This window comes from Nonomuraea sp. NPDC049486 (assembly GCF_040676925.1).
Taxonomy (GTDB): domain Bacteria; phylum Actinomycetota; class Actinomycetes; order Streptosporangiales; family Streptosporangiaceae; genus Nonomuraea; species Nonomuraea ferruginea.
Genome location: NZ_JBFAPV010000006.1, coordinates 214576 through 239468 on the forward strand (window position 1 = coordinate 214576; position 24893 = coordinate 239468).

A 24893-nucleotide genomic window follows, 5' to 3' on the forward strand; every position below is an offset into this window, starting at 1 on the left:
GCGCGGCGGCCTGTGGCTCTGGCCGCGTCCGGAGGACGGCGCCGGGGTCCGCTCAGCCCGTTCTGTAGTCTCATCGGGGTTCCAGGCGTAGTTCGCGGACGATCTCCTCGGCGGCGGTTTCGCGTGACGGTCCGGCGTCGGCGCCGACGAAGAGCTCGACGAAGGCGTGGCGGAGGCAGCCGGCGAGCAGGAGCCGGGCGCTGGCCTCCGGGTCGACCTCCCCGGCCACCCGGCCGAGCAGCCGTTCCTCCCGCAGGTACGAGGCGAGCGGGGTCACCTCGGCGGGCGGTCCCAGCCCGTTCGCCTTGAGCGCGTGCCGGAAACGCACGGTGACCGCGGGGGAGGAGAACACCGGCAGCGCGGCCGACTGCACGTCCGCGTAGTAGCCGATGCCGGCCCGCGCCACCACGACGAGGTTGTCGCGCACCTGACCCCGGCCCGCGCGGTGCTCCAGGTCGCGCAGGACGCCCAGCCAGAGGGGGAGGCGGTCCTGGAGCAGGGCCAGGAAGTGGGTCACCTGACCGCCGGGCCCGTCCTCACGCAGGGGCGCGGCCATCTGCAGGACCAGACGCCTGGTGTCCTGGCTGGTCAGGTGCGGGCTTCCGGACGGAATCGCCATGATCGGCCTCACGTGGACGGTCAGCGGAAACCCGATTATGAACCGGCGTACGGAAAAAGTCCGGCGTTTAGGTTTTTAGTCGCAAATGTCCGCCGGCGTCCAAGGCCGCGGCCGCGGCCGCTCGGCGGGAGAGTGAACGCCGGACGTCAGCCGTCGGTGTCGCGGTCGCGGCGCCTCAGGTAGCGCTCGAACTCGGCCGCGATCGCGTCGCCGCTCGCCTCGGGCAGCTCCGCCGCGTCCTTGCGCTCCTCCAGCTCCTTGACGTACTCGGCCACCTCGCTGTCCTGCGAGGCCAGCTCGTCGACGCCGTGCTCCCACGCCCGGGCCTCCTCGTCGAGGTCGCCCAGCGGCATCGGGATCTCCAGCACGTCCTCCAACCGGCGCAGCAGCGCCAGCGTGGCCTTCGGGTTGGGCGGCTGGGCCACGTAGTGAGGCACCGACGCCCACAGCGTGACGGCGCTCAGGCCGGCGCGGCCGAACGCGTGCTGCAGGACGCCGACGATGCCCGTCGGGCCCTCGTAGCGGCTCAGCTCCAGGTTGATCGAGCGCGCCAGGCCGTCGTCGGTGGCCGAGCCGAGGACCGGCACCGGACGGGTGTGCGGCGAGTCGTTGAGCAGCGCGCCCAGCATGACGGCCATGTCGACGCCCAACTCCCGGCAGACGTCGATGATGTCGGCGCAGAACGACCGCCAGCGCATGTTGGGCTCGATGCCGCGCAGCAGCACCACGTCGCGCTCGCTGCCCGGCGGCCGGGCCCGCAGCAGCCTCGTCGTCGGCCAGATGATCGACCGGGTCAGCCCGTCGCCCATCTCCACGACGGGGCGGGTGACCTGGAAGTCGTAGTAGTCGTCAGGGTCCAGCTCGGCCAGCGGCTCGGCCTTCCAGGCGGACTCGAGATGGGCGATCACACCGCTCGAGGCCTCGCCCGCGTCGTTCCACCCTTCGAACGCGGCAATGAGCACCGGGTCGACGAGCTCGGGGAGCCCTTCGAGCTCGATCACGTGTCGCCTCCTGTCTGCACCATCGCGCTAAGCCTATGCGGTGAGGAGGTACTCCTGTCACGTGGTAAGCGCGATCAGTGGCTCCCGCCGTACAGCCTGTGATGGAACGCCAGGTCAGGCGAGGGACGGGGCGGAGCGGCGTACGCTGCGAGCTGAGCCCGCGGGCCCTGCCGGAGGACGGTTCTTCGCCGCCTTGTCCCCGTGTGTCCCCTTCCGGAGGGGAGGGCGTCGCACCAGGCGCTGGACGTGCGAGGCGGGGCCCGGCGGGCGGGGGATCCCGGTGTGGCGCAGCCGATAAGCTGGAGCGCATGAGCATCGCCCGGTCATTTCGAGAAGTGCTGTCCCAGCGAGTCGTCGTCGCCGACGGCGCCATGGGAACGATGCTCCAGGCCCACGACCCGACCCTCGACGACTTCCAGGGCCACGAGGGCTGCAATGAGGTGCTCAACGTCACCCGCCCCGACATCGTCGCGGGCGTCCACGACGCCTACTTCGCCGTCGGCGTCGACTGCGTGGAGACCAACACCTTCGGTGCCAACCTCGCCGCGCTCGGCGAGTACGACATCGGCGACCGCGTCTACGAATACTCCGAGGCCGGCGCCAGGATCGCCAGGGAGCGCGCCGACCACTGGTCCACGCCCGACCGGCCGCGTTTCGTGCTCGGCTCGATGGGTCCCGGCACGAAGCTGCCCACGCTCGGCCACCTGCCGTTCGCCGTCCTGCGCGACGCCTACCGCGACAACGCGGCCGGCCTGATCGCCGGCGGCGCCGACGCGCTCATCGTCGAGACCTCCCAGGACCTGCTGCAGGTCAAGGCCGCCGTGCTCGGCGCGAAGCGGGCGATCGACGCGGCCGGGCGCGACGTGCCGATCATCGCCCAGGTGACGATCGAGACCAACGGCGCCATGCTGCTCGGCTCCGAGATCGGCGCCGCCCTCACCGCGATCGAGCCGCTCGGCGTCGACGTGATCGGCCTCAACTGCGCCACCGGCCCCGCCGAGATGAGCGAGCACCTGCGCTACCTCGCCCGCCACTCGCGGCTGCGGCTGTCGTGCATGCCCAACGCCGGCCTGCCCGTGCTCACCTCCGACGGCGCCTACTACCCGCTGAGCGCCGAGGAGCTGACGACCGCCCACGAGACCTTCGTCCGCGACTACGGCCTGTCCATCGTCGGCGGCTGCTGCGGCACCACCCCCGAGCACCTGCGCCAGGTGGTCGAGCGGGTGCACGGCCGGGAGGTCGTCCGCCGCCGCCCGCACCCCGAGCCCGGCGTCTCCTCCCTCTACCAGACGATCCCGTTCCGCCAGGACACCTCCTTCCTGGCCATCGGCGAGCGGTGCAACACCAACGGCTCCAGGGCCTTCCGCGAGGCCATGCTGGAAGGCCGCTGGGACGACTGCGTGGAGACCGCCCGCGACCAGGCGCGCGGCGGCGCCCACATGCTCGACCTGTGCGTCGACTACGTGGGCCGCGACGGCGTGGCCGACATGAAGGAGCTGGCGTTCCGGCTGGCCACCGCCTCCACCCTGCCGATCATGCTCGACTCCACCGAGCCGGAGGTGCTGCGCGCCGGGCTGGAGATGCTCGGCGGACGCGCCGCGGTCAACTCCGTCAACTACGAGGACGGCACCGGCCCCGACTCCCGCTTCCAGCGGATCATGCGGCTGGTGCGCGAGCACGGCGCCGCCGTGGTGGCGCTCACCATCGACGAGGAGGGCCAGGCCCGCACCGCCGACCACAAGGTGCGCGTGGCCAGCCGCCTCGTCGACGACCTGACGGGCAACTGGGGCATGCGGGTCGACGACATCATCGTCGACTGCCTCACCTTCCCCATCGCCACCGGCCAGGAGGAGACCAGGCGCGACGGCCTGGAGACCATCGAGGCCATCCGCGAGCTCAAGCGCCGCTACCCCGGCGTGCAGACCACGCTCGGCGTCTCCAACATCAGCTTCGGCCTCAACCCGGCCGCCCGCATGGTGCTCAACTCGGTCTTCCTCAACGAGTGCGTCAACGCGGGCCTCGACTCCGCCATCGTCCACGCGTCCAAGATCGTGCCGATGGCGCGCATCCCCGACGAGCAGCGCCAGGTCGCCCTCGACATGGTCTACGACCGGCGGCGCGAGGGCTACGACCCGCTGCAGCGGTTCATGGACCTGTTCGAGGGCGTCGACGCGGCGGCCCTGCGCGCCGGCAAGGCCGAGGAGCTGGCCGCGCTGCCGCTGTGGGAGCGGCTCAAGCGGCGCATCATCGACGGCGAGCGCAAGGGCCTGGAGACCGACCTCGACGACGCGCTGACCCAGCGGCCCGCCCTGGAGATCATCAACGACGTGCTGCTCGACGGCATGAAGACGGTCGGCGAGCTGTTCGGCTCCGGCCAGATGCAGCTGCCGTTCGTGCTGCAGTCGGCCGAGGTGATGAAGGCCGCCGTCGCCCAGCTGGAGCCGCACATGGAGCGGGTCGAGGGCGAGACGAAGGGCCGCATCGTGCTGGCCACCGTCAAGGGCGACGTGCACGACATCGGCAAGAACCTCGTCGACATCATCCTGTCCAACAACGGCTACGAGGTCGTCAACCTCGGCATCAAGCAGCCCGTCTCGGCCATCCTGGAGGCCGCCGACGAGCAGAAGGCCGACGTCATCGGCATGTCCGGCCTGCTGGTCAAGTCGACCGTGGTCATGAAGGAGAACCTCGAGGAGCTCAACTCCAGGGGCCTGGCCGAGAAGTACCCCGTGCTGCTCGGCGGCGCCGCGCTCACCCGCGCCTACGTCGAGCAGGACCTCGCCGAGCTGTTCGCGGGCGAGGTCCGCTACGCCCGCGACGCCTTCGAGGGCCTGCGCCTGATGGACGCCATCATGGCGGTCAAGCGCGGCGTGGCCGGCGCCCAGCTGCCGCCGCTGCGCCAGCGGCGGGTCAAGACCGGCGCCAAGCTCGACCGCACCCCCGTCGAGGAGCTGCCGTCCCGCTCCGACGTGGCCGCCGACAACCCGGTGCCGAAGCCGCCGTTCCACGGCGACCGCATCGTCAAGGGCATCCCGCTGGCCGACTACGCGGCCTTCCTCGACGAGCGGGCGCTGTTCCTCGGCCAGTGGGGGCTCAAGCCGACCAGGGGCGGCGACGGCCCCGGCTACGAAGAGCTGGTCGAGGCCGAGGGCCGGCCGAGGCTGCGCATGTGGCTGGAGCGGCTGCAGACCGAGGGCCTGCTGGAGGCGGCCGTCGTCTACGGCTACTTCCCGTGCGTCAGCGACGGCGACTCGCTGATCATCCTCGACGAGTCGGGCGGCGAGCGCACCCGCTTCACGTTCCCGCGCCAGCGCCGCGACCGCCACCTGTGCCTGTCCGACTTCTTCCGGGGCAAGGACTCGGGGGAGACCGACGTGGTCGGCCTGCAGGTCGTCACCATGGGCAGCAAGATCTCCCAGGCCACGGCCGAGCTGTTCGCCAAGGACGCCTACCGCGACTACCTGGAGCTCCACGGCCTGTCGGTGCAGCTCACCGAGGCGCTGGCCGAATACTGGCACGCCCGCACCCGGTCGGAGTGGGGCATCGGCGGCGACGAGTCGCTCGACGACATGCTCAAGGTCAACATCCAGGGCTGCCGCTACTCGTTCGGCTACCCCGCCTGCCCCAACCTCGAGGACCAGGTGCAGCTGTTCCAGCTGCTCGACCCGGAGCGTATCGGGGTCACGCTGTCGGAGGAGTTCCAGCTCCACCCGGAGCAGGCCACCTCCGCCCTCGTCGCGCACCATCCCGAGGCCAAATACTTCAACGTCTGACGGTCCGTCGGTCCCAGGGAGCACGGGTGGAAGCGGTTTTCTTCGACATGGACGGCCTCCTGGTCGACACCGAGACGGTGTGGCTGGAGGTCGAGACCGAGGTGATGGAGCAGCTCGGCGCCCAGTGGACCCCCGGGCACCAGGCCCACCTCGTCGGCGGCTCCATGGAGCGCACCGTCGACTACATGCTGGCCGTGTCGGAGTCGACGGTGCCCGCGTGGACGGTCCGGGAGTGGATGGCGACCGGCATGGTGGCCCGCCTGGCGGGCGGCGTGCGGGTCATGCCGGGCGCCTCCGAGCTGCTCGACGCGCTGCGTGACGAAGGGGTGCCGGTGGCGCTGGTGACCGCCTCGCTCAAGGAGATCGCGGACGCGGTGCTGAAGGAGGTGGGGCGCGACCGGTTCGACGCCGTCGTCACCGCCGACGACGTCCTCCGCACCAAACCCGACCCGGAGCCCTATCTGACGGCGGCCCAGCTGCTGGGCGTCGAGCCGGTGCGCTGCGTGGTGCTGGAGGACTCGCCCAACGGGGTGGCCGCGGCGACGGCCGCGGGCTGCGCGGTGGTCGCGGTGCCCAGCCTGCTGCCGGTGGAGCCGGCGCCGGGCCGCTTGGTGGTCTCGTCTCTCGCGGAGGTCGGCCCCTCCGACCTGCGCGCCCTCCTGGCCGCCTGACGCCCTCACGCTCCCGTACGGGCGCGAGAAGGCGCACGGGTGAGCCCTCGGGGACGAACCCGGAGATCCCGTAGGCCGGGAGCCGGGTCCCCCTAAGGGATCGGTGGTTCTCCCGGAGGAGGGGCAGACGCCGGATCGCGTGCCAGGATGGAGAGAAACGCGCATACCGAGGGGTGTCCCGAATGGGTTTCGAACAGATCGCATGGTTCCCGCTCTGCATCGGCCTGACCGCCGCGGGGCTGGTGCTGAGCTTCCTGGCGTTCCGGCGCAGGGGAGCGGCCTCGGGGCTGCGGATGCTCGCCTGGGCGCTGCTGCCGCTGGCCGCCTACCTGACCGACGCCCTGCGCGCGATCTGGACCATCGGCTCCACCGCCGTGGGGTTCGTGGCCAACCTGGTGTTCAACCCGGTGGTGTGGTCGGGCGTGGCCGTGGCCGGGCTCTCGGTGGTGCTGTTCGTCGTCTCCGGCGTGCTGCGCGGCCGTAAGCTCCGCAAGGCCGAGTCCGGGGCGCCCGCCGCCGCCGAGGCCCCGGCGAAGCCCTCCGCGAAGCCCTCCGCTCAGGCGCCCGCCGCAGGCCGGCCGCAGGCGCCCGCCGCAGGCCGGCCGCAGGCGGCCGCCAAGCCCGCCGTCGAGAACAAGAAGGCCTCGAAGGGCGATGACGATTTCTCGGACATCGAGGATCTTCTCCGGCGACGTGGCATCAGCTAGATCCGCGTATGTCACGGATCTGAGACGCAACCAGGACTGGCCGTGGACAATCCCACCAAGATCGATACGAATGCGTTTCGCGTCAATCACAGTTGAGCCACATAGCGGTCTGAGGGGCTAGTCAGCGCAGCTCAGGCCATACATTCTGCCTCCTGAAGGTCGCGACGAAGCGGTCTGAAAGACGAAACTCCAGACAACGTCGTCTGAGAATTCAGGGGGCTATCCGGCATGACCGCACCGCTCGACGTTTCCGGTGCTTCGGCGCAGGTGCCGCCGGAGCCCACGCTTTCCGGAGCGGACAGAGCCGTCCAGGGCCGGTCCCTCACCCGGATCGCCTGGATGCGGCTGCGGCGCGACAAGATCGCGCTCGCCGGCGGCATCACCGTGCTCCTGCTGATCCTCATGGCGATCTTCGCCACGCCCATCATCAACCTGTTCGGTCAGGACCCCCTGGAGTTCAACCAGGACGCGATCGACCCGAACACCCTGCTGCCCCTGGGCGCCTACGGCGGCATGGGCGCCGAGCACCTGCTCGGCGTCGAGCCGGTCAACGGCCGCGACATCTTCAGCCGGATCGTCGCCGGGGCCGGCATCTCGCTGCTGATCGGCTTCCTGGCCACGATCGTGTCGGTGCTGATCGGCACCGTCATGGGCGTCGTCGCCGGCTACTTCGGCGGCTGGGTCGACCAGATCATCGGCCGCATCATGGACGTGTTCCTGGCCTTCCCGCTGCTCGTCTTCGCGATCGCGCTGGTCGGCGTGATGCCGAACGAGGGGTTCGGGCTGGAGGGCAACGGGCTGCGGATCGCCATGCTGATCTTCATCATCGGCTTCTTCAGCTGGCCCAGCATCGGGCGCATCGTCCGCGGCCAGACGCTGTCGCTGCGCGAGCGCGAGTTCGTCGACGCCGCCAGGAGCCTGGGCGCACGCAACGGCTACATCCTGTTCCGGGAGATCCTGCCCAACCTGATGGCGCCGATCCTGGTCTACGCGACCCTGCTCATCCCGGCCAACATCCTGTTCGAGGCCGCGCTGTCCTTCCTCGGCGTCGGCATCAACCCGCCCACCCCCACGTGGGGCGGCATGCTCTCGGAAGCGGTGCGGTTCTACACGCTGCCGCACTTCGTGATCTTCCCCGGTCTGGCGATCTTCATCACCGTGCTGGCCTTCAACCTGTTCGGCGACGGGTTGAGGGACGCCTTCGACCCCCGGGCTCACTGACATTCGCCAACGCTCCATCCCCATCTCCACTAACAAGGGGTATCAATGAGAAGGAAATCCGCACTGGCAGGGGCCGCGACAGCGGCGCTCGCCCTGGTGCTCTCCGCCTGCGGCGGCGGAGGGGGCGGTACGCAGCAGCCGGCGCAGTCGGCTTCGGGCGCGGCCGCGCAACCCGCGGCCGATGCCGCCCTCACCCAGGTCTACAACCCTTCCACCAAGAAGGGCGGGACCCTCAAGGCCGCGCACTCCTCCGACTGGGACAGCCTCGACCCCGGCGACACCTACTACGGCTACTCGTTCAACTTCGGCCGGTTCTACTGGCGGACGCTGACGATGTACAAGCCCGGACCGGGCGCCGAGGGCAACACCGTCATCCCGGACCTCGCCGAGTCCCTCGGTGAGCCGAGCGCCGACGGCAAGACCTGGACGTACAAGATCAAGTCGGGTCTCAAGTTCGAGGACGGCACCCCGATCACGTCGAAGGACGTCGCCTACGCGGTGGCCCGCTCCTTCGACAAGGAGACCTTCCCGCACGGCCCGTCGTACCTCAACGAGCTGCTCGACTGGCCGAAGGACTTCAAGGGCGTCTACAAGACCCCGGACGCCGACTACAGCTCCGCCATCGAGACCCCTGACGACCAGACCATCGTCTTCCACCTGAAGAACCCGTTCGCGTCGATGGACTACGTGGTCCAGATGCCGATGACGGCTCCGGTGCCGAAGGACAAGGACACCGGTGCGAAGTACCGGGAGAAGGTCGTCTCGTCCGGTCCGTACAAGTTCGAGACCAACGAGATCGGCAAGCGCTTCACCCTGGTCCGCAACGACCAGTGGGACCCGGCGACGGACCCGAACCGTCCCGCGCTGCCCGACCGCATCGAGGTCCAGCTCAACGTCAACGCCGACGACCTCGACAACCAGCTCATCGCCGGTGACATCCACCTGGACATCCCCGGCACCGGTCTCCAGCCGGCCGCGCTCGGCAAGGTGCTCCCTGACCCGGCGATGAAGGCCCGCACGGACAACCCGGTGATCCCGAGGCTCTGGTACATCTCGGTGATCCCGGACAACCCGCCGCTGGACAACGTCGAGTGCCGCAAGGCCGTCATGTTCGCCGCCGACCGCGTGGCCAACCAGACCGCCTACGGAGGCCCGGTCGCCGGTGGCGACATCGCGACCAACGTCATGCCGCCGCCCATCGTCGGCCAGGAGAAGTTCGACCTCTACCAGACGCCGGAGAACAAGGGCGACGTCGAGAAGGCCAAGCAGGCCCTCACCGCCTGCGGCCAGGCTGACGGCTTCGAGACCACGATGGTCTACCGGGCCGACCGCCCGCGCGAGAAGGCGCTGGCCGAGGCCATGCAGCAGGCGCTGGCCAAGGCCAACATCAAGCTCAACCTCAAGGGCTTCCCGGCCTCCAGCTACTTCTCCGACTACGCCGGCAACGTCGAGTACGTCAAGAAGAACAACATCGGCCTGGCCGGTCACGGCTGGGGCTCCGACTGGCCCGACGGCTACGGCTTCATGCAGGCCATCGTCGACAGCCGCACCATCCGCGACGCCGGCAACTACAACCTGAGCGTCAAGAGCGACAAGGTCGACGGTCTGATCGACCAGGCTTCGGCCGAGCTCGACGCGACGGCCCGCGCCAAGCTGTGGGTGGAAGTCGACAAGGCGGTCATGGAGGACGCCTCCCTGCTGCCCGTGGTCTGGGCCAAGGCCCTGCTCATGCGCGGCCAGGGCGTCACCAACATCGCCTACAACGAAGGCCAGAGCATGTACGACTACATCTTGCTCGGCGTCGAATAGCAGGCGAGGTACGGGGATCTAGCGAAGGCAGGTGAAGGCAGGGATGGCCTGCCCGGCGACGGGCAGGCCATCCGGCCGGTAGCGGTGCTCACATACATCATCAGACGATTCATCGGCGCGATCGCCATGTTGATCGTGATCAGCATGGTCACCTTCGGCATCTTCTTCGTCGTGCCGCAGTGGGCCGGGTCCACCCCCGAGTCCCTCGCCTCGCGGTACGTCGGCCGCGCGGCCACGGAGGAGACGGTGGCCCTGGTCGCCGAGCGGCTGGGATTCAACGATCCCGTGATCGTGCAGTACGGCCGGTTCCTCAAAGGCATCTTCCTCGGTGCCGAGTACGACTACGGCGCGGGTGTGGAGCACTGCCCGGCGCCCTGCCTCGGCTACTCCTTCATCAGCGGCCAGCCCGTCTGGCCTGACCTGATCGACCGCATGCCGGTGACGTTCTCCCTCGCCATCGGCGCCGCGATCCTCTGGGTGGTCGCCGGCGTCTCCGTAGGAGTCATCTCCGCGCTGCGGCGCGGCAGCTTCTTCGACCGCCTGTCGATGGGCACCGCCCTGGCCGGCGTGTCGCTGCCCATCTTCTTCACCGGCATGGTCTCGCTCGTCGTCTTCTCCTACGGACTCGGCTGGACACCGCCGGGCGGCTCGTGGACGGACTTCACAGAGAATCCGGCGCAATGGGCCTACAACCTGCTGCTGCCATGGATCACGCTCGCGTTCCTGTTCGCCGCCACCTATGCGCGGCTCACCCGCGCGGGCATGCTGGACACCATGGGGGAGGACTACATCCGCACCGCCAGAGCCAAGGGCCTGCGAGAACGGGATGTGGTGGTCAAACACGGCCTGCGGGCCGCGCTCACCCCCATCCTGACCCTCTTCGGCATCGACTTCGGCCTGCTGATCGGTGGCGCCATCCTCACCGAGACCACCTATACTCTGCCCGGCCTCGGTCAGTTCGCCATCCTGGCCATCAGAAACCAGGATCTGCCGCAGGTCATGGGAGTGGTCCTGTTCGCCGCGAGCTTCGTGGTCGTCGCGAGCCTGATCGTCGACCTGCTCTACGCCTGGGTCGACCCGAGGGTGAGGTTGTCGTGAGCTTTCTTGACGTCAAGGACCTGAAGATCCATTTCCCCACCGACGACGGCCTCGTCAGGTCGGTCGACGGTCTCACCTTCTCCCTCGAACGCGGCCGTACCCTCGGCATCGTGGGCGAGTCCGGCTCCGGCAAGAGCGTGACCAGCCTCGGCATCCTCGGCCTGCACAAGGGCGGCCGGGCCCAGATCTCCGGCGAGATCTGGCTCGACGACGAGGAGCTCGTCGCCATGTCCGCCGAGCAGGTACGCCGCCTGCGGGGCAAGAAGATGGCGATGATCTTCCAGGATCCGCTCTCGTCGATGCACCCGTACTACAGCGTCGGCCACCAGATCATCGAGGCCTACCGGATCCACCACGACGTCAGCAAGCAGGTCGCCCGCAAGCACGCCATCGACCTGCTCGGCCGCGTCGGCATCCCGGAGCCGGCCAGGCGCGTCGACAGCTACCCGCACGAGTTCTCCGGCGGCATGCGCCAGCGCGCGATGATCGCCATGGCGCTCTCCTGCGACCCCGAGCTGCTCATCGCCGACGAGCCGACCACCGCGCTCGACGTGACCGTGCAGGCGCAGATCCTCGACCTGATGCGCGACCTGCAGCGCGAGTTCAACTCCGCGCTCATCATCATCACGCACGACCTCGGCGTGGTGGCCGAGCTGTCCGACGACATCCTCGTCATGTACGCGGGCAAATGCGTCGAGTACGGCAAGGCCGACGACATCTTCTACCAGCCCGAGCACCCCTACACCTGGGGGCTGCTCGGCTCGATGCCCCGGCTCGACCGCGAGCCGACCGAACGGCTGCTGCCGATCAAGGGCTCCCCGCCGTCCCTCATCAACGTGCCGCCGGGCTGCGCCTTCCACCCCCGCTGCCCGTACGCCGAGCGCACCGAGGGGCGCGCGTCCACCGAGGTCCCCGACCTGGCCTCGACCGAGCGCGGCCACCTGGTGCGCTGTCACATGCCCAGGACGGAACGGCGGGCGCTGTGGGAGAACGAGATCAAGCCAGTCCTGGAGACCCAGTGAGCGAGAACGAGCCGCTTCTTTCCGTGCACAACATGGAGAAGCACTTCCCTGTGACCGCGGGCCTGTTCAGAAGGCAGGTCGGCGCCGTCAAGGCGGTCGACGGGATCAGTTTCGAGGTGTTCAAGGGCGAGACCCTCGGCCTGGTGGGCGAGTCCGGCTGCGGCAAGTCCACCACCGGGCGGCTGGTCACCCGCCTCCTGGAGCCCACCGGCGGCAAGGTGGTCTTCGAGGGCCAGGACATCACCCACCTGGGCCAGGGCAAGCTCCGGCCGCTCCGCCGCGACATGCAGATGATCTTCCAGGATCCGTACTCGTCGCTCAACCCCCGGCACACGGTCGGCGCCATCGTCGGCGCGCCCTTCCGCATCCAGGGCATCAAGACCGAGCAGGGCACCAAGAAGGCCGTCCAGGACATCCTGGAGCTGGTCGGGCTCAACCCCGAGCACTACAACCGCTACCCGCACGAGTTCTCCGGCGGCCAGCGCCAGCGCATCGGCATCGCCCGCACGCTCGCGCTCAAGCCCAAGCTGATCATCGCCGACGAGCCCGTCTCCGCCCTCGACGTGTCCATCCAGGCCCAGGTGGTCAACCTGCTGGAGGACCTGCAGAGCGAGCTCGACCTCACCTACGTGGTCATCGCCCACGACCTGTCGGTGGTGCGGCACATCAGCGACCGGGTCGCGGTCATGTACCTCGGCAAGATCGTCGAGATCGCCGACCGCAAGAGCCTGTATGCCGCGCCCATGCACCCCTACACCAACGCGCTGCTGTCGGCGGTGCCGGTGCCCGACCCGAAGGCGCGCAGGGACCGCGAGCGCATCCGCCTCACCGGCGACGTGCCCAGCCCGCTCAACCCGCCGCCCGCCTGCCGCTTCCACACCCGGTGCTGGAAGGCGCAGGAGATCTGCAAGAAGGTCGAGCCGCCGCTGGAGAAGCTGGCCGACGGCCACCAGGTGGCCTGCCACTTCCCGGAGAACGCCCCGGTCGCCACCGCGGGAGCCGCCGCGGACGACGCCGCGCAGGCCTGATCGCCGCTCCGGGCGTCCGCTACGACAGGGCGCCCGGGGTGATCAGGCCCGTCTCGTAGGCCAGCACCACCGCCTGGACGCGGTCGCGCAGCCCCAGCTTCGTCAGCACGTTGCCGACGTGGGTCTTGACCGTCGTCTCGCTGACCACCAGCTTGGCCGCGATCTCCGCGTTGGACATGCCTTTGGCGATCAGCCGCAGCACCTCCAGCTCCCGCTCGGTCAGCCGGTCGAGCCGCGCGGGCGCGGGCTGCTCGTGAGCCGCCGGCAGCCGGGCCGCGAACCGGTCGAGCAGCCTGCGCGTGACGCTCGGCGCCACGATCGCGTCGCCCGCCGCCACCACCCGGATCGCCTGCACCAGCTCGTCCGGCGGCACGTCCTTCAGCAGGAACCCCGACGCCCCCGACCGCAGCGCCTCCACGATGTACTCGTCCAGGTCGAAGGTCGTCAGCACCAGCACCTTCGGCACGTGCGCCGACGGCACCGCCCGGGGCGCGTCGCGGACGATCCGGCGGGTCGCCTCGATCCCGTCGACCCCCGGCATGCGGATGTCCATCAGCACCACGTCCGGCAGCAGCGCCCTCGTCTGCTCCTGCGCGGCCTTGCCGTCGCCCGCCTGACCGACCACCGTGATGTCGGGCTCTGCCTCGAGGATCAGGCGGAAACCGGTGCGCAGCAGCGGCTGGTCGTCCACCAGCAGCACCCTGATCGTCATGATCCGTCCTTCAACGGGAACCTCGCCCGCACCTCGAAACCGCCCCCCGATTTCGGGCCGATGTTCAGAATTCCACCACAGAGGGCCACCCGCTCGCGAATTCCGACCAGACCGTGACCCGCCTCCTCCGGTCGCGCAGCCTCGCCGCGCCCGTCGTCCACCACCCGCACGTCCAGCTCGCACCGTCCGTGACGCACGGTCACCACCGCCTTCGCGCCCGGCCCCGCGTGGCGCAGGCTGTTGGTCAGCGCCTCCTGGACCGTGCGGTAGGCGGCCAGGTCGACGCCCGCCGGCAGCGGGACCGCCTCGCCCTCGACCGACAGCCGCGCCGGCAGGCCCGCCTCCGTCATCTGCTCCACCAGCGCGGGCAGATCGCGCACCCCCGGCTGCGGCCCGAGCTCCACGCCCGCGTCGGTGCGCAGCACGCCCACGATGTCGCGCATCTCGGACATCGCCAGCCGGCCGGTGTGCTCGATCGCGGTCAGCGCCTCCCGCGCCACGTCGGGATCCGACGCCAGCACCTTGCGCGCCGCGGCCGCCTGCACCGTCATCACCGACACGTGATGCGCCACCACGTCGTGCAGCTCCCTCGCGATCCTGGAGCGCTCCTCCGCCCGCGCCGCCCGCGTGTCGGCCGCGTGCGCCCGCTCCAGCCGCGCCGCCCGGTCCTTCAGCTCCTCCAGGTACGCCCTGCGCAGCCGCATGCTCCGGCCCGTGCCCCAGACCGCCACCAGCACCACGGCCATCATCAGATGGTCGCTCCAGTGGGCCGTGCGGACCGGCCCGGCCGCCGCCCCCACCGAGTAGACCGCCAGCGACACCAGCAGCCCGCCCAGCGCCGCGGCCAGCCCCCGGTTGGCGGCCACCGAATAGAGCATCACCAGCGCCCCCACCCCGGCGAGGCCGTAGCCGTAGCCGAAGGCCGCCAGCAAGGTCTCGGGCACCAGGCTCGCGCACAGCCCCGCCAGCGGCCAGCGCCTGCGCGCCGCCACCGGAGCGCAGCTCGACAGCACCAGGAAGGCGCCCAGGGAGTCGGGGCCGCGCAGCCCGTCGACCACCAGCCCCTGCGCCTCCAGCCGGCCGACGTTCTCGGTCAGGAACAGCGACAGCGACACCACGGCCGCCAGCACCGCCAGGACCGAGTCATGGAACGTCGTTCGGTCTGCGCGCACCGCTTCACTGTAAGCCCAGGTGAGCCGGGGCTCCTCCTCCTGCAGGAGGAGAAGGCGGCTACAGCTCGTCGGTGGCGGCGCGGCGGCTGCCGCGCACCGTGTCGCCCGGCTGCCGGTCGGGCACCGGCGGGGGAGTGCCGCCGAACTCGGGGCACAACGCCTGGTGATCGCACCAGTCGCACAGCCGGCTGCGCCGCGCCCGCCACTCGCCGGTGTCGAGCGCCCGCGCGATCGCCTTCCACAGCGCCTTGACCTTGCGCTCGGTGGCCAGCAGATCGGCCTCGTCGGGCGCGTACCGCAGCACCTCGCCCCGGCCGCCCAGATAGACCAGCTGCAGCAGCCGCGGCACCTCGCGGCGCAGGCGCCACAGCACCAGCGCGTAGAACTTCATCTGGAACAGCGCCTTGGCCTCGAACTCCGGCCCCGGGGCGCTGCCCGTCTTGTAGTCGACCACCCGGACCTCGCCGGTCGGCGCGACGTCCAGCCGGTCGACGTAGCCCCGCAGCATCAGCCCGCCGTCGAGCACCGCCTCCACGTAGAGCTCGCGCTCGGCCGGCTCCAGCCGGGTGGGATCCTCCAGCGTGAAGTAGCGCTCCAGCATCTCGCGCGCCTGGGCCAGCCACGCCGCCTGCTCGCCTTCGCCGGTGAACATCTCCGCCAGCTGCGGGTCCTCCTCCAGCAGCCGCAGCCACTGCGGCTCCAGCAGCTCCAGGGCGGCGCGTACCGACCGCTCCGGCGCCGGCAGGTCGTAGAGCCGCTCGAGCACCGCGTGCACGACCGTGCCGCGCACCGCCGCCTGCGACGGCTTCTCCGGCAACTGGTCGACCACCCGGAAGCGATAGAGCAGCGGGCAGGTCATGAAGTCGCCCGCCCGGGACGGGGAGAGGGCTCCGATGATCTCCGGCTCGGTCAACGTCATGACCCGCACTCTAGGCCACCCCTCCGACACAATGCCCCGGCACAAAAGGGACACGCGCGTCCTGGATCACCCTGCGCGGCGCGTAGCATCAAGGCAGGCACAGCCCGTGGCCGAGGGCGCTTTCGACGGCGCGTTCGACGGCTCCGACGGCATGTGGACGGCGCTTGGACGGCAAGGAGTGCGGTGAGCGAGCAGAGCCCGCGACAGGAATCCTCCGGAATTCTGATGGGAAAGCCGTTCGGCATCCCGGTCTACGTGTCGTGGACGTGGTTCATCGTCGCGGCCTTCATCACCTGGCTCTTCGGTGACACCTTCCGCTACATGATCCCCGGCGTGAGCGCCGCCGGGGCCTACGGCGTCGCGTTCGCCTTCGCGGTGTTGCTGTACGTGTCGGTGCTGCTGCACGAGCTGGCCCACAGCGTCCTGGCCAAGTGGTACGGCCTGCCCGTCCGCCGCATCACCCTCTACCTGCTCGGCGGCGTCTCCGAGATCGAGAAGGAGCCGCCGACCCCCGGCAAGGAGTTCATGGTCGCCGCCGCCGGGCCCGCGCTCTCCCTCGGCCTGGCCGGCGTCGGCTGGCTGGCCGACGTCTTCCTGGTCGAAGGCGACGGGATCCCGCAGGTGCTCATCTGGCAGCTGTGGGTGGCCAACCTCATCGTCGGCGTCTTCAACCTGCTGCCCGGCCTGCCGCTCGACGGCGGCCGCATGCTCCGCGCGGGGATCTGGAAGATCGCCCGCGATCCCGGCACCGGCACCGTCGCCGCGGCCTGGGGCGGCCGGATCCTCGCCGCGCTGCTCGTCGCCGCCCCCTTCGCGCTGGCGACGGCCACCGGGCAGGAGATCGACTTCCGCGACCTCATCTGGCCGCTCGTGCTGGCCTCCTTCATCTGGATGGGCGCCTCCCAGTCGCTGCGCGCGGCCCGCATCCGCGCCCGCATCCCCCAGGTCAACGCCCGCACCCTGGCCCGCAGGGCGATCCCCGTCACGGCCGAGACGCCGCTCGCCGAGGCGCTGCGCCGGGCCTCGGAGGAGCACGCCGGCGCGCTCGTCGTGGTCGACCACGACGGCCGCCCGCTCGCCATCGTCAACGAGTCGGCCGTGCAGGCGACGCCCGAGCACCGGCGCCCCTGGGTGAACGTCGGCTCCATGGCCAAGTCCCTGGAGCCGTCCCTGGTCCTCGCCGCCGACCTGGTGGGTGAGCCGCTCATCGAAGCCATGCGCGAAACCCCCGCGGGCGAGTACCTCCTCGTCGAGCGGGGCGGCGAGATCTACGGCGTGCTGTCCACCGCCGACGTCAACCGGGTCTTCACCGGCGTCTGATTTGTCCCACTCGAATAAGCGGCCGGCCACGACTAGTGTCTTTCCCGGTGATCTAGCCGGCCCTGCGATTCGAAGGCACGACGTCTGGCCCGATAGTGTGCTGTTTGGCCAAACTTGCACAGTTGACGGGTTCACCGCGTCCCACGGTTCACCGAATCGAGACGCGACGCGGCCCCGTTGCCTGGGTATGCGTATGGCTGGTGGCCAGCACGGTGATGCGCGCACCACGGCATCGCCTGCTTCCGGGAAGGACAGTTGAGTGACCGAGCGCAGCACGGTCATGTGGGAGGACTCATGACGGACCAGGGCTTCGGGACGGTGCGGCCGCTTCCCGGCAACGGGCTCGTCGCGTACGAGAGCGGCCTGCTCCTGGTGTGCGACGTCGACGAGGACTCCGGCACCCGCCTGATCGACGCGCTGCGCCAGACGGCCGCATCCGGGGGCGACGGCAGGGCGCTCGCGCGGCGCGCCGCCCAGGTGCTCGCCGCCACCATGACCAGCGACCCCGGCACCTGCGCGGTCGCCGGCCGCGTCGGCGACGGCGTGGCCGTCCTGGTCAGCGGCGCCGCCTCCGCCCATGTCACCGGCCCGGCCGGCGAGACGCGCCTGTCCGGCAGCGACTCGCTCACCTGGGCCGACCGGCTCATCGGCGGCCCCGTCGAACGCGTCGAGCTGGTCCTGCCCGGCGCCGGCCGCCCCCACCCCGCCGTCCGCTTCGAGAGCGGCGTCGTCCACGGCGGCGGCATCGTCGGCGAGCTCACCGCCCAGAGCCCGGCTCCCTCCAGGCCGCTCACCAGCGAGATGCCCAACACGGCGCTCCACTTCGAGCCCGACCTGATGCCGCGCCAGGAGCCGCCCGCGCCCGCCCAGGCGCCGCCCTACCCCATGTCGGGCACCGACCAGCCGCCGCCGCTCCCTCCCCAGCCGCCCTCCGGCCCGCAGCCGCAGCCCCACTCCCAGCCGCAGATGGGGCCGCCGGTCATCGACCAGCCGCCCGCCAGGCCCGAACCGGCGCCGTTCCCCTCCTACGACGAGCCCGCGCCCGCCGCGCCGTCCTCCGGCAACGGCACCATGCCGGAGTACGAGCAGCAGCCCGCCCCCATGGGCCCGCCCCCGCAGGACCACTACGACCCCGGCCCGCCCCTCATGGGCCCGCCCCAGGACCTGCAGCCGCCGATGGGCCCGCCCCACGACCTTCACCCGCCCATGGGCCCGCCGTCGCAGGAGCAGCAGGCCGCGCCCGTCCAGGAGCAGGACCACGGCGACCGGCCGCTCGTCTACGGCGTCGACTGCAAGAACGACCACTTCAACGACCCGCGCGCGCCCTACTGCGCGGTGTGCGGCATCGCGCTCGTGCAGCGCGCGCTCGTCCCCTACAAGGGCCCGCGCCCCGCGCTGGGCGTCCTCGTCCTCGACGACGGCACCGCCCTGCCGCTGGAGACCGACTATCTGCTGGGCCGCGATCCCGAGCGGGCGCCCGAGGTCGCCGGCGGCAGCGCCCGCCCGGCCAAGGTGACCAGCCCCGACGGATCGGTCTCCCGCCGCCACCTGCGCGTGGCGCTCGACGGCTGGGACGTCAACCTGGTCGACCTCGGCTCGGTCAACGGCACCCAGATCCAGCCGCCCGGCGACCCCAACTTCTACGACATCCCGCCCAACGAGCCCGTCACCATCGCCCCCGGCACCACCGTCCGCGTCGGCGTCTCCCGCACCCTCCGCTTCGAACCCCACCGCGGCTGACACCCCACGCCCCGCGCCTTCCCCGAAGGCGCGGGCATCATCGACGCCCAGCCCCTCTCAGGCTGGACCACGTCGACGTCCTCCCCGTACACAACCCCTTCACCGTACGGACCTAGTCACCGTACGGACGCAGACCGCGAATAGCCTCAGCCTCCCGCCCGACCCTCGCCGTCCCCATCGGCCCTGGGGTCCCACCGGACTTGGCGCCCCGTACGACGGTGTGTACGGCCCTCACGCCCCGTACACACCGTTGGCTGACGAGCCGCAGATCGCCGGGATCGGGCCGACCGCTCCCGCCGCGACTTGCCCTTCAAGCCCCAACCAGCCCTATCGCCCTGCGGTCTCAGCCTCTCGAACGAACCTCTCCGTCCTAGTCCGCCCTTGTGTCCCACTCTGCGGCCCGTACACGCCGTGCTGACGGGCAGCTGGTCGCCGGGATCGGGCCGACAGCCTTCGCCCCGACTGCCCCTTGAGTCCCAAGCGGCCCTATCGCCTTAGTGGGCTCACCACCCCGAACCGGCCCCTGCCCCAAAGGGCTTTGCCGCCGTAGTCGTCCTGCCGCAAGGAGTCCTGGCGCGCAATCGACCCTCCGGTCCCAGCGCCGCACTCGTCCTGCCCTAAGGGGTCCCTGACGCCGCAATCGGCCCTCCGGCCCCAGGCGGGTCCTCATGCCGTAAGCGGCCCTTCGGCCCAAAACGGTCCTTACGCCGCAGCCGGCCCTGGGTCCGAATCTGGCCCTTTCCGCTTCCTCTCGTGTGGTGCCGCTGCGCTCGGTGCGTGCCGTGCCGCAGGCTCCGTGCCGCGCCCTCTTTATCTGCCTGACAGAGCACGGGGGAGTCGGATGTTCCCGCCGACGCGGGGGTGCCGGTCTCCCGCGGTGGTTCCCACCAACTGCCTGTCCGGGGAGGGCCTGGGTCCGTACGGTGCGTTTGCCACCCCTCGGCCTAAGGGCCCTTGCGCCGCACTCGTCCTGCCCCAAGGGGCCTCTCTCGCCGCAATCGGCCCTCCGACCCCAAACGGCCCTCATGCCGCAGCCGGCCCTGGGTCCGAATCCGGCCCTTTCCGCTTCCTCTCGTACGGTGCGACTGCGCTCCGTGCCGTGCATATGCGTGCCGTGCCATGCCGTGCCGCAGGCTCCGCGCTGAGCCTTTTCTCTATCCACCTGCCTGCCATCGCACGGGGGAGGCGGATGTTCCCGCCGACGCTGAGGACTCAAGGGGGTGCCGGTCTTCCCGCGTATCCAACTGCCTGCCTGCAAAGGGCGCGGGTCCGTACGGGGAGCCGTTCCCCCACGTTGGCAGGACGGGCGGGGGCGCTCGGGCGGCTGCGACTGGAGGGCCGGTGTTCCGTCCGCAGCCGGATGCGTACGAGGGGATCCCGCTGGGTGACGCCAGACCCCGTACGGTCAGCGGGGGTCAGGCCGGGGGGAGAGGCGGCGGGGGGCCGGGAGGCAGGGTTTGGGGGAGAGGGGGAGGGACTGGACGCCACGGAGCAGTCGCGCCGCGGCCTCCAGCCCGTTGGACGCCTCCAGCGCCCGCCCGGCCGCTATCGCGAAGCGGCCGAGGAGGTGCTCGTCGCGGTCGTCGAAAGCCCGCCCCGCCGCCCACAGGAACGCGTGGTCGCAGGTCACCGTGGCCAGCGGCGTCGCCAGGAACCCCGGTGTCCCCACCGACCTGTCGCAGGCCAGCAGCACCGGCCCGCGCGACACCGCCAGCTCCTTCAGCACCCCGCACTCCGCGAGCCAGAGCCGGACCCGCAGCGGGTCTCCCGGCGGCACGTGGGTGACCACGGCACACGCCTCCTCCCGGAGCGGGTCCACCCGCACGAAACCGGCATAACCCACCCGGACGACGGCGGCGGCGGCCCGGGCCAGGCTGTCCATCAGCCGGGACGACTCCAGGCAGGTGAAGGAGGAGACCAGCTCACGCATGGCGACTTCGGCACGGTCGAGCGGCATCGCGGCACTCCCTCGACAGGGTCGCGCAGCCCGATCACGCGACACTCAGGGGCGGTGACCCGGAGTATCACCCCGCACGGGCTCCTTGGCCATACCTCAAGAGGAAATCTGTCTTCCCGGGCGCAGCCGCAGCCACGAGACCTCGTCCGTACGGCTCCCGTCAAGCTGCGGGAAGAACTCCGGCCGCACCCCCTCACGCACGAACCCGGCACGTTCGAGCACCGCCTGCGACTCCAGGTTGGCCGCGTCGGTCCCGGCCACCAGCCGGTGCAGCGACGTGTGCGCGAACGCCCAGTCGGACAGCAGCCGCACCGCCCGCGTCATCAGCCCCCTGCCCCGGAACTCCGGCAGCAGCGAGTAGCCGATCATGCCCTGGCCGAACGCCGGCATGCTGTGCAGGAGCTGCAGGTGACCGGCGAACGCCCCGCTGACGGAGTCCCTGACCGCCAGCTCGATCCGCTGCCCCGACAGCCACAGGTAGCCCGTGGCCCGGCAGCGCCGCTCGTCCTCCTCCAGCGAACTGCCCGGCCCCACGTTGTATCGGGACACGCTCGGCTCGCCCAGCATCCGGTGGAAGTCGGCGGCGTCCTCCACCACCATCCGGGTCAGCCGCACCACCCCGTCGCCCAGCTCGCCGCCCTCGAAGAACGGCAGCGCCTGCTCCACCGGCTCGCCGCCGTCGCGGGCGATCCTGGCGAACGACACGAGGTCCACCCGCCGGCCGTCGCGCAGCGCCTTCGCGTCGCGCCGCCGCCCCTCCTCGGTGAACCCGGCGCGGTAGGCGGCCCGCAGGGACGGGAGGTTCTCCACCTCGGTCTCCAGCTCGACCCGCTCCACCCCGTGGTCGAGCAGCCACTCCGTCAGCCCGCGCGCCACCGCCCCGGCCACGCCCCGCCCGCGCGCCCACGGCGCCACCACGAGCTCCACCGTCGCCGACCCGTACGGGGTGAGCGGCGTCACCCCCGCCGAGCCGACGTAACGCCCCTCCTCCGTGATCGAGAACTCCGCTCCGCCCGACTCCCACACGGTCTTGGCCCGGCGCACGTGCTCGTGCGCGTCCTCCATCGTGTACGGGGACGAGATCAGCGGCAGATAACGGGCCGTCAGCGGATCGTCGCAGGTGGCACGTATCGCCGCCGCGTCCTCGTCCACCGGGGCGCGCAGCACCAGGGGGCCGACGGCGATCACTTCACGCGGGAGCATCCCTCATAGATATCGCGCGTCAGGAGCCCGCCGAAAGCCCTATAACCTTGCCGCCATGGGTTTCCGCAGGCATGGGCCGTTCCGGCCCGGGGATCAGGTGCAGCTCACCGACCCCAAGAACAAGCGCCACACCATCACGCTCAAGGAGGACGGCGTCTTCCACACCCACAAGGGCGCCATCCCGCACAGTGAGCTGATCGGGCAGCCCGAGGGCTCCGTGGTGCGCTCCTCCGGCGGCACCCAGTATCTCGCCTTCCGCCACCTGCTGCAGGACTACACGCTCGCCATGCCGCGCGGCGCCGCCGTCATCTACCCCAAGGACGCCTCCATGATCGTCGGCATGGCCGACGTCTTCCCGGGCGCGCGGGTGATCGAGGCGGGCGTCGGCTCCGGCGCCCTGACCTGCTTCCTGCTCCGCGCGGTCGGCCCGGAAGGGCACGTGACCTCGTACGAGCGCCGCCAGGAGTTCGCCGACGTGGCCGCCAAGAACGTGGAGAAGTTCTACGGCGGCCCGATGGACGACAACTGGCGGCTCGTCGTCGGCGACCTCGTCTCGTCCATCGACGAGTCCGACGTCGACCGGGTGATCCTGGACATGCTCGCCCCCTGGGAGTGCGTCGACGCCGCCGCCAAGGCGCTCACCCCCGGCGGCGTCATCTGCTGTTATGTGGCCACCACCACCCAGATGTCCAAGACGGTCGAGGCCATTCGCGATCACGGGAGTTTCACCGAGCCCCACGCGTGGGAGACCCTGGTTCGCGACTGGCATGTCGAAGGACTCGCCGTGCGGCCCGATCACCGGATGATCGGCCACACCGGGTTCCTCGTCTCCGCCAGGCGCATGGCCGACGGCGTGACCCCGCCGCCGCGCCGCCGGAGACCGAAGGGAACCACCGAAGAACTATGACAATTTGGCCACGAGGCTGCGCCGATGCGTGACACGGGAACAGATCACCGTGTTCATATGCTGGGAGTATTAAACACCCCATTGGGGATTATTCACCGAATACAGATAGTCACTGTACGAACACTGCCCGGCCAGGTTACGGAGGGGCCCGAGATAGGTAAGGTCCTTAGTAGTCGCCCTCGACTGGGAAGGAGGTGACGGGGCGTGGCAGCTCGCGATGATGCTGAGGCTCGAGCCGCGCAGCGCGAACGGGAGGTCGCTGATCTTTCAACACAGGTCTCCTTCCTCCAAGAGGAGATCACCGCGCTGAGGCGGAAGCTGGCCGAGTCACCCCGTCAGGCCAGGGTCCTCGAAGAGCGTCTCCATGAGGCACAGGCGAACCTCGCGGCCGTTACCGGCCAGAACGAACGCCTGGTGGCAACCCTCAAGGAGGCCCGGGACCAGATCGTCGCCCTCAAGGAGGAGGTCGACCGGCTGGCGCAGCCGCCATCCGGCTTCGGCACCTTCCTGGAGGCCAGAGACGACGGGACGATCGAGGTGTTCACCGGCGGCCGCAAGCTGCGGGTGAACGTCAGCCCGTCCGTCGACGTCGACTCGCTCAAGCGTGGCCAGGAGGTCATGCTCAACGAGGCGCTCAACGTGGTCGAGGCGCTCGGCTACGAAGAGGTCGGCGAGATCGTGATGCTCAAGGAGCTCCTCGACGAGGGCAAGCGCGCCCTGGTCATCTCACACGCCGACGAGGAGCGCGTCGTCCGCCTGGCCGACTCGCTGCTCGGCCAGCCCATCAGGGCCGGCGACTCGCTCCTGCTCGAAGCCCGCTCCGGCTACGTGTACGAGCGCATCCCGAAGTCCGAAGTCGAAGAGCTCGTCCTGGAAGAAGTGCCCGACATCTCCTACCACGAGATCGGCGGCCTCTCCCGGCAGATCGAGCAGATCAGGGACGCCATCGAGCTGCCCTACCTGCACTCCGACCTGTTCCGCGAGCACCAGCTCCGTCCGCCCAAAGGCGTGCTGCTCTACGGCCCGCCCGGTTGCGGCAAGACGCTCATCGCCAAGGCCGTCGCCAACTCCCTGGCCAAGCAGGTGGCCGAGCGCACCGGCCAGGAAGGCAAGAGCTTCTTCCTCAACATCAAGGGCCCGGAGCTGCTCAACAAGTACGTCGGCGAGACCGAGCGGCACATCCGCCTGGTCTTCCAGCGCGCCCGTGAGAAGGCGTCCGAGGGCACCCCGGTGATCGTGTTCTTCGACGAGATGGACTCGATCTTCCGCACCCGCGGGTCCGGCGTGTCGTCCGACGTCGAGAACACCATCGTGCCCCAGCTGCTGTCGGAGATCGACGGAGTCGAGGGCCTGGAGAACGTCATCGTCATCGGCGCCTCCAACCGCGAGGACATGATCGACCCGGCGATCCTGCGGCCCGGCCGCCTGGACGTCAAGATCAAGATCGAGCGGCCGGACGCCGAGGCGGCCAAGGACATCTTCTCCAAGTACCTGGTCACCGACCTCCCGCTCCACCCCGACGACCTGACCGAGCACGGCGGCTCCCGAGAAGCCACCATCCAGGGCATGATCCAGAGCGTCGTCGAGCGCATGTACACCGAGAGCGAAGAGAACCGCTTCCTCGAGGTCACCTACGCCAACGGCGACAAGGAAGTGCTCTACTTCAAGGACTTCAACTCCGGCGCGATGATCCAGAACATCGTCGACCGGGGCAAGAAGATGGCCATCAAGCAGTTCCTGGAGACCAAGCAGAAGGGCCTGCGGGTGCAACACCTCCTCACGGCCTGCGTGGACGAGTTCTCCGAGAACGAGGACCTGCCCAACACCACCAACCCCGACGACTGGGCCCGCATCTCCGGCAAGAAGGGCGAGCGGATCGTCTACATCCGCACGCTCGTCTCCGGCAAGCAGGGCGCCGAGGCCGGCCGTTCGATCGACACGGTCGCCAACACCGGTCAGTACCTCTAGATCACGACCAGGAGCCGCCGCCGCGTCGAAACGCCGGTCGGCGGCT

Annotated in this window: 19 protein-coding genes; 12 read left to right on the top strand and 7 right to left on the bottom strand. The window is 70.3% G+C overall.

The features are described from left to right. Positions 1-70: 70 nt before the first annotated feature. Together AB0K05_RS19815 and AB0K05_RS19820 are read right to left on the bottom strand one after the other, a co-directional pair. Positions 71-619, bottom strand: a complete 549-nt coding sequence (locus AB0K05_RS19815; protein ID WP_271278801.1) for a hypothetical protein — start codon at positions 617-619, stop codon at positions 71-73. A 146-nt stretch (positions 620-765) separates the two neighbouring features. Next, positions 766-1620 (bottom strand): PAC2 family protein, encoded by an 855-nt coding sequence (locus AB0K05_RS19820; RefSeq protein ID WP_148031403.1) that lies wholly within the window; start codon positions 1618-1620, stop codon positions 766-768. Between the two features lie 308 nt (positions 1621-1928). On the opposite strand from AB0K05_RS19820, the gene metH reads away from it, so the two are divergent. The 8 genes from metH to AB0K05_RS19860 all read left to right on the top strand — a co-directional run bounded on the left by metH (position 1929) and on the right by AB0K05_RS19860 (position 12949). Next, positions 1929-5393: a methionine synthase gene (gene metH / locus AB0K05_RS19825; RefSeq protein ID WP_148031404.1), complete on the top strand. Its 3465-nt coding sequence runs from the start codon at positions 1929-1931 to the stop codon at positions 5391-5393. A gap of 26 nt (positions 5394-5419) precedes the next feature. Beyond that, positions 5420-6064, top strand: coding sequence for an HAD family phosphatase (locus tag AB0K05_RS19830; RefSeq protein WP_148031405.1), 645 nt, complete (start codon positions 5420-5422; stop codon positions 6062-6064). 182 nt (positions 6065-6246) lie between these two features. Beyond that, entirely contained in the window at positions 6247-6771 is a 525-nt protein-coding gene (locus tag AB0K05_RS19835; RefSeq protein ID WP_345482960.1) for a cellulose synthase, read from the top strand. Between the two features lie 228 nt (positions 6772-6999). Next, a complete protein-coding gene (locus tag AB0K05_RS19840; RefSeq protein WP_219545732.1) occupies positions 7000-7992 on the top strand; it encodes an ABC transporter permease in 993 nt (330 codons plus the stop codon). A 45-nt stretch (positions 7993-8037) separates the two neighbouring features. Continuing rightward, a complete protein-coding gene (locus tag AB0K05_RS19845; RefSeq protein WP_219545731.1) occupies positions 8038-9801 on the top strand; it encodes an ABC transporter substrate-binding protein in 1764 nt (587 codons plus the stop codon). A gap of 84 nt (positions 9802-9885) precedes the next feature. Beyond that, positions 9886-10899, top strand: a complete 1014-nt coding sequence (locus AB0K05_RS19850) for an ABC transporter permease (protein ID WP_219545730.1) — start codon at positions 9886-9888, stop codon at positions 10897-10899. Next, positions 10896-11921, top strand: a complete 1026-nt coding sequence (locus tag AB0K05_RS19855) for an ABC transporter ATP-binding protein (protein WP_364230691.1) — start codon at positions 10896-10898, stop codon at positions 11919-11921. The genes AB0K05_RS19850 and AB0K05_RS19855 overlap by 4 nt, the downstream gene beginning before the upstream one ends. Positions 11922-11953: 32 nt before the next feature. Further along, on the top strand, positions 11954-12949 hold the full coding sequence (locus tag AB0K05_RS19860) for a dipeptide ABC transporter ATP-binding protein (RefSeq protein ID WP_364230942.1): 996 nt from the start codon (positions 11954-11956) through the stop codon (positions 12947-12949). A 19-nt stretch (positions 12950-12968) separates the two neighbouring features. On the opposite strand, the gene AB0K05_RS19865 is transcribed toward AB0K05_RS19860, so the two are convergent. The 3 genes from AB0K05_RS19865 to AB0K05_RS19875 are packed head-to-tail and all read right to left on the bottom strand — an operon-like array spanning position 12969 to position 15752. Then, a complete protein-coding gene (locus AB0K05_RS19865) occupies positions 12969-13661 on the bottom strand; it encodes a response regulator transcription factor (protein WP_148031410.1) in 693 nt (230 codons plus the stop codon). Continuing rightward, positions 13658-14833, bottom strand: coding sequence for a sensor histidine kinase (locus tag AB0K05_RS19870; protein ID WP_148031411.1), 1176 nt, complete (start codon positions 14831-14833; stop codon positions 13658-13660). The genes AB0K05_RS19865 and AB0K05_RS19870 overlap by 4 nt, the downstream gene beginning before the upstream one ends. A 58-nt stretch (positions 14834-14891) precedes the next feature. Beyond that, positions 14892-15752 (bottom strand): RecB family exonuclease, encoded by an 861-nt coding sequence (locus AB0K05_RS19875; protein ID WP_364230695.1) that lies wholly within the window; start codon positions 15750-15752, stop codon positions 14892-14894. Between the two features lie 225 nt (positions 15753-15977). On the opposite strand from AB0K05_RS19875, the gene AB0K05_RS19880 reads away from it, so the two are divergent. Beyond that, positions 15978-17072 carry a site-2 protease family protein gene (locus tag AB0K05_RS19880; protein ID WP_187281139.1) on the top strand — a complete coding sequence of 365 codons (1095 nt, stop codon included), beginning with the start codon at positions 15978-15980 and terminating at the stop codon, positions 17070-17072. 294 nt (positions 17073-17366) lie between these two features. Beyond that, positions 17367-18812 (top strand): FHA domain-containing protein, encoded by a 1446-nt coding sequence (locus AB0K05_RS19885; protein WP_148031414.1) that lies wholly within the window; start codon positions 17367-17369, stop codon positions 18810-18812. Positions 18813-20217: 1405 nt separating this feature from the next. Here AB0K05_RS19885 and AB0K05_RS19890 read toward each other — a convergent pair. Together AB0K05_RS19890 and AB0K05_RS19895 are read right to left on the bottom strand one after the other, a co-directional pair. Further along, a complete protein-coding gene (locus tag AB0K05_RS19890; protein ID WP_148031415.1) occupies positions 20218-20769 on the bottom strand; it encodes a hypothetical protein in 552 nt (183 codons plus the stop codon). 96 nt (positions 20770-20865) lie between these two features. Then, entirely contained in the window at positions 20866-21972 is a 1107-nt protein-coding gene (locus AB0K05_RS19895) for a GNAT family N-acetyltransferase (RefSeq protein ID WP_364230699.1), read from the bottom strand. A gap of 55 nt (positions 21973-22027) precedes the next feature. On the opposite strand from AB0K05_RS19895, the gene AB0K05_RS19900 reads away from it, so the two are divergent. Together AB0K05_RS19900 and arc are read left to right on the top strand one after the other, a co-directional pair. Then, positions 22028-22879, top strand: a complete 852-nt coding sequence (locus AB0K05_RS19900) for a tRNA (adenine-N1)-methyltransferase (protein WP_148031417.1) — start codon at positions 22028-22030, stop codon at positions 22877-22879. Positions 22880-23083: 204 nt separating this feature from the next. Continuing rightward, on the top strand, positions 23084-24847 hold the full coding sequence (gene arc / locus AB0K05_RS19905) for a proteasome ATPase (protein WP_148031418.1): 1764 nt from the start codon (positions 23084-23086) through the stop codon (positions 24845-24847). Positions 24848-24893 lie beyond the last annotated feature (46 nt).

Coding starts and splice junctions, on each gene's coding strand:
- AB0K05_RS19900 (WP_148031417.1), top strand. CDS start 22,028: ATGGGTTTCCGCAGGCATGGGCCGTTCCGGCCCGGGGATCAGGTGCAG.
- AB0K05_RS19845 (WP_219545731.1), top strand. CDS start 8,038: ATGAGAAGGAAATCCGCACTGGCAGGGGCCGCGACAGCGGCGCTCGCC.
- AB0K05_RS19840 (WP_219545732.1), top strand. CDS start 7,000: ATGACCGCACCGCTCGACGTTTCCGGTGCTTCGGCGCAGGTGCCGCCG.
- metH (WP_148031404.1), top strand. CDS start 1,929: ATGAGCATCGCCCGGTCATTTCGAGAAGTGCTGTCCCAGCGAGTCGTC.
- AB0K05_RS19865 (WP_148031410.1), bottom strand. CDS start 13,661: ATGACGATCAGGGTGCTGCTGGTGGACGACCAGCCGCTGCTGCGCACC.
- AB0K05_RS19890 (WP_148031415.1), bottom strand. CDS start 20,769: ATGCCGCTCGACCGTGCCGAAGTCGCCATGCGTGAGCTGGTCTCCTCC.
- AB0K05_RS19895 (WP_364230699.1), bottom strand. CDS start 21,972: ATGCTCCCGCGTGAAGTGATCGCCGTCGGCCCCCTGGTGCTGCGCGCC.
- AB0K05_RS19880 (WP_187281139.1), top strand. CDS start 15,978: ATGGGAAAGCCGTTCGGCATCCCGGTCTACGTGTCGTGGACGTGGTTC.
- AB0K05_RS19875 (WP_364230695.1), bottom strand. CDS start 15,752: ATGACGTTGACCGAGCCGGAGATCATCGGAGCCCTCTCCCCGTCCCGG.
- AB0K05_RS19815 (WP_271278801.1), bottom strand. CDS start 619: ATGGCGATTCCGTCCGGAAGCCCGCACCTGACCAGCCAGGACACCAGG.
- AB0K05_RS19885 (WP_148031414.1), top strand. CDS start 17,367: ATGACGGACCAGGGCTTCGGGACGGTGCGGCCGCTTCCCGGCAACGGG.
- AB0K05_RS19860 (WP_364230942.1), top strand. CDS start 11,954: ATGGAGAAGCACTTCCCTGTGACCGCGGGCCTGTTCAGAAGGCAGGTC.
- AB0K05_RS19835 (WP_345482960.1), top strand. CDS start 6,247: ATGGGTTTCGAACAGATCGCATGGTTCCCGCTCTGCATCGGCCTGACC.